General features: G+C 74.4%; 8 protein-coding genes and 1 pseudogene. 1 reads left to right on the forward strand and 8 read right to left on the reverse strand.

Going from position 1 to position 8,931, the window contains the following annotated elements:
• Window positions 1-256: 256 nt before the first annotated feature.
• From DMH08_RS36470 to DMH08_RS36495, 6 genes are all read right to left on the reverse strand, one after another.
• Window positions 257-3,049: a DEAD/DEAH box helicase gene (locus DMH08_RS36470; protein ID WP_026401680.1), complete on the reverse strand. Its 2,793-nt coding sequence runs from the start codon at window positions 3,047-3,049 to the stop codon at window positions 257-259.
• Between the two features lie 102 nt (window positions 3,050-3,151).
• Window positions 3,152-3,976, reverse strand: coding sequence for a twin-arginine translocase subunit TatC (gene tatC / locus DMH08_RS36475; protein ID WP_233618024.1), 825 nt, complete (start codon window positions 3,974-3,976; stop codon window positions 3,152-3,154).
• Window positions 3,977-4,141: 165 nt separating this feature from the next.
• On the reverse strand, window positions 4,142-4,453 hold the full coding sequence (gene tatA / locus DMH08_RS36480; protein ID WP_026401678.1) for a Sec-independent protein translocase subunit TatA: 312 nt from the start codon (window positions 4,451-4,453) through the stop codon (window positions 4,142-4,144).
• Between the two features lie 25 nt (window positions 4,454-4,478).
• Window positions 4,479-4,739 carry a hypothetical protein gene (locus tag DMH08_RS36485; protein ID WP_233618025.1) on the reverse strand — a complete coding sequence of 87 codons (261 nt, stop codon included), beginning with the start codon at window positions 4,737-4,739 and terminating at the stop codon, window positions 4,479-4,481.
• Between the two features lie 81 nt (window positions 4,740-4,820).
• Window positions 4,821-5,894 (reverse strand): helix-turn-helix transcriptional regulator, encoded by a 1,074-nt coding sequence (locus DMH08_RS36490; RefSeq protein WP_125620735.1) that lies wholly within the window; start codon window positions 5,892-5,894, stop codon window positions 4,821-4,823.
• Complete coding sequence (locus tag DMH08_RS36495; RefSeq protein ID WP_034517246.1) at window positions 5,891-6,910, reverse strand: helix-turn-helix transcriptional regulator; 1,020 nt, start codon at window positions 6,908-6,910, stop codon at window positions 5,891-5,893. Before DMH08_RS36495 ends, DMH08_RS36490 begins: the two co-directional genes overlap by 4 nt.
• A 98-nt stretch (window positions 6,911-7,008) precedes the next feature.
• Between DMH08_RS36495 and DMH08_RS36500 the strand changes: the two genes are divergently transcribed.
• Complete coding sequence (locus DMH08_RS36500; protein ID WP_026401677.1) at window positions 7,009-8,091, forward strand: DUF3866 family protein; 1,083 nt, start codon at window positions 7,009-7,011, stop codon at window positions 8,089-8,091.
• A 65-nt stretch (window positions 8,092-8,156) separates the two neighbouring features.
• On the opposite strand, the gene DMH08_RS36505 is transcribed toward DMH08_RS36500, so the two are convergent.
• Window positions 8,157-8,669 (reverse strand): DUF3291 domain-containing protein, encoded by a 513-nt coding sequence (locus tag DMH08_RS36505; protein WP_125620737.1) that lies wholly within the window; start codon window positions 8,667-8,669, stop codon window positions 8,157-8,159.
• Between the two features lie 32 nt (window positions 8,670-8,701).
• Window positions 8,702-8,931 (reverse strand): annotated as a pseudogene (locus DMH08_RS42155) (transcriptional regulator); the annotation flags it as partial.

Raw genomic sequence — 8,931 nt, forward strand, 5'->3', positions numbered from 1 at the left:
CCCCGCGCCCCCACCGCCCGACCGGGACGGTCGAGCCGCCGGGGCCCCGGCCTCGCTACGGGACGGTCGAGCCGTCGGGCACGCCGCCCTCACGACGGCACCACCCCGAGCGGGGCAGTCGGGCTGCCGGGCCCCGGTGTCGCAACGGCACCGCCCGAACGGGGCACTCCAGCCGCCGGGGCGCGCCCCGCCCCCGCGCCCCCGCCGCCCGAACGGGACGGTCGGGCCGCCGGAAGGCCACGGTGCGGCGGTGGGGTCAGGTCACGGACGAGTAGGCGACGACGCCGCGGCGCATCGTGTCCATCGCGCGGCGGGCCGTCTTGCGGACGTGCCCGTTGGCGGGGGACGCGTCGGCGACCTGGCCGAGCAGGTCGAGGAGCTGCTTGACGGCGCGGACGAAGTCGCCGGCGGTCATGTCGCTCGCGAGGAGCACCTCGTCGAGGTCGTCGCCCTTGGCCCACCGGTACGCGGTCCACGCGAACCCGAGATCGGGTTCGCGCAGGAACGACACGCGGTTGTCGCGTTCGACGGCGTCCAGTTCGCCCCACAGCCGCACCATCGCGGCGAGGGCGTCCTCGGCGCGGCCGGACGGGGCGCGGTGCGGGCCGGTGTCGTCGTCGCGCCGCGACTCGTACACCAGCGCGGACACGCACGCGGCCAGTTCGGCGTGGTCGAGCTTGTCCCACAGCCCGGCGCGGAGGCTCTCGGCGGTGAGCAGGTCGAGCTCGTTGTAGATCCGCCCGAGGCGGCGGCCCTCCCCGGTGACCTCGCCGTCCCGCAGGTAGCCGAGCTGCTCCAGGACGGCGCAGACGCGGTCGAAGGTGCGGGCGATGACCTGGGAGCGGCCCTCGACGCGGCGCCGCAGCTGCTCGGTCTCGCGGTCGAGGCGGTGGTACCGCTCGGCCCAGCGGGCGTGCTGCTCGCGTTCGTCGCAGCCGTGCACGGGGTGGCGGCGCAGCTCGGTGCGCAGCGCGGCGATCTCGGCGTCGTCGGCGGCGGCGGAGTCCACGCGGGCGCGTCTGCGTTCGCGGGCGTCGTCGGGGACCTTGTTGCGGAGGGTGGAGGCCAGGTCGCGGCGGTCCTGCGGGTTGCGGGGGCTGAACGACTTGGGGATGCGGATCCGCTCGACGGGTTCCACGGCGCGGGGGAAGTCCTGGATGGACAGCCGCTGCACCGACCGGTTCACCGTGAGGACGAGCGGGGCGGGCCCGTCGGAGCGGCGTCCGAGGCCGGGGTCGAGGACGACGGCGAGGCCGGAGCGGCGCCCGGACGGCACCAGGATCACGTCGCCGGGCCGGAGCCGCTCGAGGGACTTGGCGGCCTCGGCGCGGCGGGACGCCGACCGCTCCCGCGACAGCTGCGCCTCCCGGTCCGACAGCCGCCTGCGCAGCGCGGCGTACTCCATGAAGTCGCCGAGGTGGCACTGCGCCGCCTCGGCGTACCCGGCGAGCGCCTCCTCGTTCTTGTGGACCTGCCGGGCGAGGCCGACGACGGCGCGGTCGGCCTGGAACTGCGCGAACGACTCCTCGAGGAGGGTGCGGGCCCGTTCGATGCCGACGGCGCCGACGAGGTTGACGGCCATGTTGTAGGACGGGCGGAAGCTGGAGTTCAGCGGGTAGGTGCGGGCGCCGGCGAGGCCCGCGACGGACGCCGGGTCGACGTTGGGCGCCCACACCACGACGGCGTGGCCCTCGACGTCGATGCCGCGCCGCCCGGCGCGTCCGGTGAGCTGGGTGAACTCGCCGGGGGTGAGGTCGACGTGCGCCTCCCCGTTCCACTTGTCGAGCTTCTCGATCACGACGGTGCGGGCGGGCATGTTGATGCCGAGCGCGAGCGTCTCGGTGGCGAACACCGCTTTGATCATCCCGCGGGTGAAGAGCTCCTCGACGATCTCCTTGAACGTCGGCAGCATCCCGGCGTGGTGGGCGGCGACGCCCCGCTCGAGCGCGGCGAGGAAGTCGTCGTAGCCGAGGACCCGCAGGTCGGCCGGGGGGATGTCGGCGGTGCGCAGCTCGGCGTGGGCGCGGATCTCCTCCGACTCCTCCTTGGAGGTGAGCCGGATCCCGGCGGCGAGGCACTGCTGGACGGCGGCGTCGCAGCCGGCGCGGGAGAAGATGAACGTGATCGCGGGGAGCAGCCCGGCGCGGTCGAGCCGCTCGATGACGTCCGGGCGGGCCGGGGGCCGGTACCGCTGCGGGCGGGGCGCGCGGCGCCGCCCGGTGCGGCGGCCCTGGTTGACCTTGGCGCGGCGCACCTCCTCGACGGCCATGCGGGTCAGCTTGGGGTTGAGGCGCGCCTGCCGGTTGTCGCCCTTGCCGGTGTCGACGAACAGGTCGTGCAGGTAGGTCCCGACGAGCATGTGCTGGAACAGCGGGACGGGCCGGTGCTCGTCGACGACGACGGCGGTGTCGCCGCGGACGGCGTGCAGCCACTCGCCGAACTCCTCGGCGTTGCTGACGGTCGCCGACAGCGCCACGATCCGCACCGAGTCCGGGACGTGGATGATCACTTCTTCCCAGACGGCGCCGCGGAACCGGTCGGCGAGGTAGTGCACCTCGTCCATCACCACGAACGCCAGCCCGGCGAGGGTCGGGGACTGCGCGTACAGCATGTTGCGCAGCACCTCGGTCGTCATGACGACGATGGGCGCCTCGCCGTTGACGCTGTTGTCGCCGGTGAGCAGCCCGACCTTCTCGGGCCCGTAGCGGCGGACGAGGTCGGCGTACTTCTGGTTCGACAGCGCCTTGATCGGCGTGGTGTAGAAGCATTTGGAGCCGCCGGTCAGCGCGAGGTGGACGGCGAACTCCCCGACGACGGTCTTGCCGGAGCCGGTCGGCGCCGCGACGAGGACGCCGCTGCCGTCCTCCAGCGCCTGGCACGCCCGCAGCTGGAAGGCGTCCAGCTCGAAGTCGTACAGGGTGCGGAAGTCCAGCAGGGCGGGGCCGTTCCCGGCGGTGCGCCTGCGGTAGGCGGCGTACCGGGAGGCCGGGGTGTCCCCGGTCCGCTCCTCGGCCTTCCGCCCGGTCGACGTGGTGTCGGGGGAGGTCATGTCTTCGAGCCTACGGTTTCGACCGGCCCGTTTCCCAATCCATAACGAACCGGATTCCGGCGGGTCGCCGGGGCGGCCCGCCCGGTGCCGGGCGGGCGCGGGTCAGCCGGTGCGGCCGCCGCCCTTCTCCAGTTCGGCGTCGATGGCCTCGAGGTCCAGCGGGGACGCCTCGTCGTCGGACAGCTCCGCGTACGGGTCGGGGCGGGCGGCGAGCCGCCGGTCGTGCAGGTACGCGATCAACTCGGCGATCTCGAACAGCACGATCGTGGGGAGGGCCAGGGCGAGCATGGTGAACGGGTCCTGGCTGGGGGTGGCGATCGCGGCGAACACGAACACCCCGAACCACAGCAGCCGGCGGGACTTGCGGATCCGCTCGTGGGTGAGCACGCCCGCCAGGTTCAGCACGACCACGAACAGCGGCAGCTCGAACGTCAGCCCGAAGATGAACAGCATCGCCTGGGCGTAGCTCAGGTAGTCCTGGACGCCGACGAGCACGGTGGTGTCGCCCGGCGCGAGCCCGATGAAGATCTCCAGGCCCTTGTCCATCGTCAGGTAGGCCAGGTAGCCGCCCGCGACGAACAGCGGCACGGCCGCCGCCATGAACGTGTACGTCCAGCGGCGTTCCCGCTGGTACAGGCCCGGCGCGACGAACGCCCACAGCTGGTACAGCCACACCGGGGACGACAGCACCGCGCCGATGATCAGCGCGACCTTCAGGTGCACGAAGAAGCCGTCGAAGATGCCGTGGACGACCAGGTCGCACTTGCCGTCGAGGCAGTGCTCCGGGGGGATCCGCGTGTAGGGCTGCTTCAGCCAGTCCCAGATGGGGTCGAAGAAGATCCAGCCGATGATCGTGCCCACCAGCAGGCCGAGGATCGCCTTGACCAACCGGTTGCGCAGCTCACGGAGGTGCTCCAAGAGGGGCATGCGGCCGTCGGATGCGGCGCCGCGCCTGCTCAGCTTCATCATCGGCTTTCGGGCTCGATTTCGGTCCGGGGGTCGACGCGGCGGCGGCCCTCGGCGGGAGGGCGGGGACCGCCGCGGGCGGGGCGGCGCGCCGCGGGCGGTGCCGCGGTGCGGTGCGCCGCCGGATCAGTGCTTGCGGGCCTGGCCCGGGTCCGAAACCGGAACGCCCTGGAGCGGCTCACCGGACGCGAGCGCCTGCGGGCCGCGCGCGTTCTGCTGCGCGCCGGGCGCCTCAGCGGGGGCGTCCTGCTGCTGCGACGCCTGCGCCTTGCGGGTGTCGTCGCCGTCATCGTCGTCGTGCAGGCCCTTGGTCTCGGCCTTCAGGATCCGGGCGGACTTGCCCAGCGAGCGGGCGAGCTGCGGCAGTTTCGCCGACCCGAACAGCAGCAGTACGACCGCCAGGATGATCAGAATTTCGGTCGTGCCAAGTCCAGCCATGACAAATCCTCTTCAGCAGGGGTCCTCACGACGATCGTACGCCGTCTTCGCGCGCTTGTGGCGCCCGAGATCCCTCGAGTCGAGAGAGTTCATCCCTGAGCGCCGACTGTTTCGGCGCCAGCCGTGATCTTGTGCGCTCGAGTTCACGTCCGAACCGCCGCACGCCCAAGTACACCTTGAACGCACAGTAGGCGAGCACGGCCAGGCCGACGAAGCCCGCCGTCACCGAAACCGCTACCCACGCCACGCCCGCCACGGTAGCCGATCCCGGCGCGACCTTCAGCACCGGCCCGTCCGGACGGCGGCCCCGCCCCGGCCGGACGGCGGCCCCGCCCCGCCGCGCGGGCCCGGGGCCGTTCCGGGCGGGTCAGCCCAGGCCGTACAGGGCGAGGGCGCGGGCGGCGTCGTCGCGGACGCCGTCGGCGACCGACGCGGGCGCCACGACGCGCCCCTGGTCGCCGAGCCGCAGCGCCAGGCCCCGCACCCAGCGGGTGTCGGGCGTCGGCAGCACCACCCGCAGCCGCCCCTCCCCCAGCTCCTCGACGCTCTCGCACGGGTAGTAGTCGGCGACCCAGCGGCCGCGGGGCGTCAGCTCCAGCGTCACCCGCACGTCCTGCGGGGACGGCCGGAACAGCCCGGCGTCGACGTCGATCGGCTCGGCGTGGTCGGGCACCTCGGCGGGCTCGTCCAGCACCTCCAGGCCGGTGACGCGGTCGAGCTTGAACAGCCGGACCGCCTCCGCGCGGCGGCACCAGCCCTCCAGGTAGGTGTTGCCCTCCACCACCAGCAGCCGCATCGGGTCGACGTCCCGCTCGGTGTTCTCGTCGCGCGCCGGCACGTAGTACGCCAGGTGCACGCGGCGCCGCGCCGCGACGGCGTCCCGCAGCGTCCCGAGGACGGTGCGGGCGCCGGGGCCGCCGCCCGCGGCGACGTCCCGGGCGTCGACCTCGACCGCGACCTGCGCGCTCGGCACGGCCGCCGCGCCCGCGGCGGTCTCGAGCTTCGCGATGACGCGGCTGAGGGCGTCGCGGTCGTGCAGGTCGGGGATCTCGGCGAGCATCCGCAGCGCCACCAGCAGCGCGCTGGCCTCGTCGACCTTCAGCCGCAGCGGCCGCGCGATCGACTCGGCCTCGGCGACGGTGATCTCCCCGCCCTCGTAGGACAGGTCGATCGGGCAGTACGGGTCGGGCGCGCGCAGCTCCACGCACCACAGCAGGTTCAGGTCGTCGATCAGCTGCTTCTCGGTCACCCCGAACGCGGCCGCGGCCTCCTCCAGGGCGACGGTGTCGCGGTTGACGACGTACGGGACGAGCGCGAGCAGCCGCGCGAGCCGCCCGGTCGACGCCGCCGCCTGCTTCGCCGCCGACCGGGAGGTCTTGGAGGGCCTCGCGGCATTCGCGGTCTTCGGAGTGTTCGCGGTCTTCGGGGTGTTCGTGGTCATCGCGCGTGCACCGTCCCGTCCTCGGTCCCGGCGCCGCCGGCCGGGCCCGGTTCCCCGGCGGCCAGCGCCGACTTCAGCTGCTGGATCACCGCGTCGCGCAGGTCGGGCGGGTCCAGCACGACCAGGTCGTCGGCGAACCGCGCCAGGTACGGCGCGAACCGCTCCACGTCCCGGAACGTCAGGACGGCCTCGTCCCACGCGCCGTCGCCGGAGGGGCGGACGTCGCGCGCCCACCGGCGCGGGCCCTGCGCGGCGCCCGCCCGCAGCCGCACCGTCGCCGGGCGCGGCTCGGTGACCGGCTCGCCGCGGTCGAACGCGAGGCGCCGCACGTCGACGCCGTCCGGGACCGTCACCGACCCGGCCGGGCCGTCCGCGGCGACCTCCCCGTCGATGCGGCTCAGCCGGAACACCCGCTCCTCGTCGCGGTCCCGGTCGAACCCGACCACGTACCAGCGGCCCCGCCGGCTGACGACGCCCCACGGCTCCAGGTGGCGGCGCGTCACCGACGTCCGCCCGATCGCCCGGTAGTCGAACGCGACCGGCCGCCGGTCCCGGACCGCCTCCCACAGGGCGGGGAACGCCGGTTCGCCGGTGTCCACGCGCGGCTCGATCCCGACGGCGGCCGACGCGTCGGTCTCCACGCCCGCCGCCCGCAGCTTCAGCAGCGCCCCCGACGCCGCCTCCGCCAGGCTCGCCCGCTGCCACACCCGGGCCGCCAGGCCCAGCACCGCCGCCTCGTCGGGCGTCAGGTGCACGTCGGGCAGCTCGTAGTCCTGCGGCGGGATCCGGTACCCGATCTCCTCGCCGCCCCCGCCCTGCAGGTCGCTGCCGACCTCCAGCGGAACGCCCAGCTCGCGCAACTCCTCTTTGTCGCGCTCGAACATCCGCTTGAACGCCTCGTCGGAGTCCGGATACCCCGGCACCGCCCGGCGGATCTGCTCCGCGGTCAGATAGCGCCGGGTGGCGAGCAGGCAGACCACCAGATTCAGCAGGCGCTCGGTCTTGCGCCGCGACACTTCGCCACCACCTCTTCGCTCCGTGAAGCCCCGGGACCCCCGTGCACGGGTCCGAACGCCCCCACGCCCGTCACCAGAGGACGCTACCGTTTCCCAGTGTGATCCGATGGCGTAAAGGCACAGTTGAGGGCATCCGACGCGAATGGCCGGGGGCGGTCGAACTCGACGTCGAGATCGGGGGCGACGGCGCGCACCGCGCCCTGGCGTATCCCGCGCTGGTGGGGCGCCCCGAACCCGGCGACACCGTCCTGCTCAACACTACGGCCTTGGCGATGGGCCTCGGCACCGGCGGCTACGCGATGGTCGTCGCGGTCCCCGACCGGCTCCCGCCCGACCCGTCCGGCCCCGGCCACCTCGTCAAGGCCCGCTACACCCCGCTGCAGGCCACCGTCCTCGGCGCCGACGAGCAGGACTCCCCCCACCACGACGTGCTGCGCGACGCCGACTCCCTCGGCGGCGCGCCCGTCGTCGTCGCCGACCTGCACTCCGCGCTGCCGCCGATCCTCGCCGGGCTCCTCGCCGCCCGGCCGGGCACGCGGGTCGTGTACGTCATGCCGGACGGGGGCGCCCTGCCGTCCTGGTTCTCCATGTCGATCGCGCGGCTGAAGGACGCGGGCGCCCTCGCGGCCACCGTCACGGTCGGGCAGGCGTTCGGCGGCGACCTCGAGGCCGTCACCGTCCACACCGGGCTCCTCGCGGCGCGGCTCGTGCTGGACGCCGAGGCCATCGTCCTCGCGCAGGGCCCGGGCAACCTCGGCACCGGCACCCGCTGGGGGTTCTCGGGCGTCTCCGCGGGCGAGGCCGTCAACGCCGCGTCCGTCCTCGACGGGCGGCCCGTCGCGTCGCTGCGGGTCAGCGAGGGCGACCGGCGGGAGCGCCACATCGGCGTCTCGCACCACTCCCTCACCGCCTACGGGCGGGTCGCCCTCGCCCGCGCCGACGTCCCCGTCCCCGAACTGGGCGGCGAGTTCGGCGCCCGCGTCGCGGCGCAGGCCGCGCCGCTCGGCGATCGGCACGCGCTCGTCCCCGTCGCCGTGGACGGCCTGCGCGACGCGCTCGCGGGCGCCGAGCGGGACTGGGGCGTCCGGCTGTCCACCATGGGCCGGCGCCTCGACGAGGACCTCGCCTACTTCCTCACCGCGGCCGCCGCGGGCCGCCACACCGCGGCCCTCCTCGACTGACCGCCGCGCCCCCGGACGTCCCCGGGCGGCCCGCGCGTCGCCTCGCCGCCGCCCGGGGGGCGGGCTCACACCGGCGCGAGCCCGGCCTCCTCGGCGGTGAACGGCGACGCGAACGTGAACGCGCGCGGGGACGGGCCCTCCGCGCGCAGCAGCGCCAGCCGCTCCATCCCCTCCTCCACCGTCGGGACGTGCCCGGCGGGAACCCACCACAGCACCAGGTGCGCCTCCGCGTGCCGCAGGAACCACTCGCGGCGGCGCCGCATCGACTCCAGGTGCCCGGACCGGTAGACGAAGTCCCACAGCGCCTCCGCCGACTCCCACACCGAGAACGTGACGATCACGTCGTCGCCGGCGGGCCGCATCCGGGTCGCGTCCGGCTGCCCGTCCTCCACCAGCCGCCAGACGAACCCGGGCGCGGTGTCGGCGAGGGCGTTCACGGGGTCGAGCATCTCCACGAACTCCGCCATGCGCGGGTCGTCCAGTGGGAAGCGCATGGTCGCCACGTTGAACTGGGCGAGGTGGTAACGCGGGTCCTCGGTGCGGGCAGGCGTGCGCTGAGCGCGGTGATCGTCCGTCATGGGATCACCTCACCACGGCCCCCACTTCTATGTCAATCTTCATTGTTTTTAGAGGGGGCGGGCGGCACCTCCTCCGCCACCGCGCAACACCAGCCCGGACGCGCGTCCATCCGCACCCGCACGCCCCGAGACCCCTCCGCCATGCCCTCCAGCAACGCCACATTCATGCCGCACACCAGCGGCGGGAACGCCTCCGCCACCGCACCGAACGGGCAGTTCCGCATCCGGACGACCCCCGCACCGCCCCCCGCGGCCCCGCACC

Origin of the sequence: Actinomadura sp. WAC 06369, from assembly GCF_003947565.1 — a bacterium.
GTDB classification, from domain to species: Bacteria; Actinomycetota; Actinomycetes; order Streptosporangiales; family Streptosporangiaceae; genus Spirillospora; species Spirillospora rifamycini.

Bases quoted from the DNA above. Each gene is read 5' to 3' on its own strand.
- DMH08_RS36470 (WP_026401680.1), bottom strand. From the start codon at position 3,049: ATGACCTCCCCCGACACCACGTCGACCGGGCGGAAGGCCGAGGAGCGG.
- tatC (WP_233618024.1), bottom strand. From the start codon at position 3,976: ATGCCCCTCTTGGAGCACCTCCGTGAGCTGCGCAACCGGTTGGTCAAG.
- tatA (WP_026401678.1), bottom strand. From the start codon at position 4,453: ATGGCTGGACTTGGCACGACCGAAATTCTGATCATCCTGGCGGTCGTA.
- DMH08_RS36490 (WP_125620735.1), bottom strand. From the start codon at position 5,894: ATGACCACGAACACCCCGAAGACCGCGAACACTCCGAAGACCGCGAAT.
- DMH08_RS36505 (WP_125620737.1), bottom strand. From the start codon at position 8,669: ATGACGGACGATCACCGCGCTCAGCGCACGCCTGCCCGCACCGAGGAC.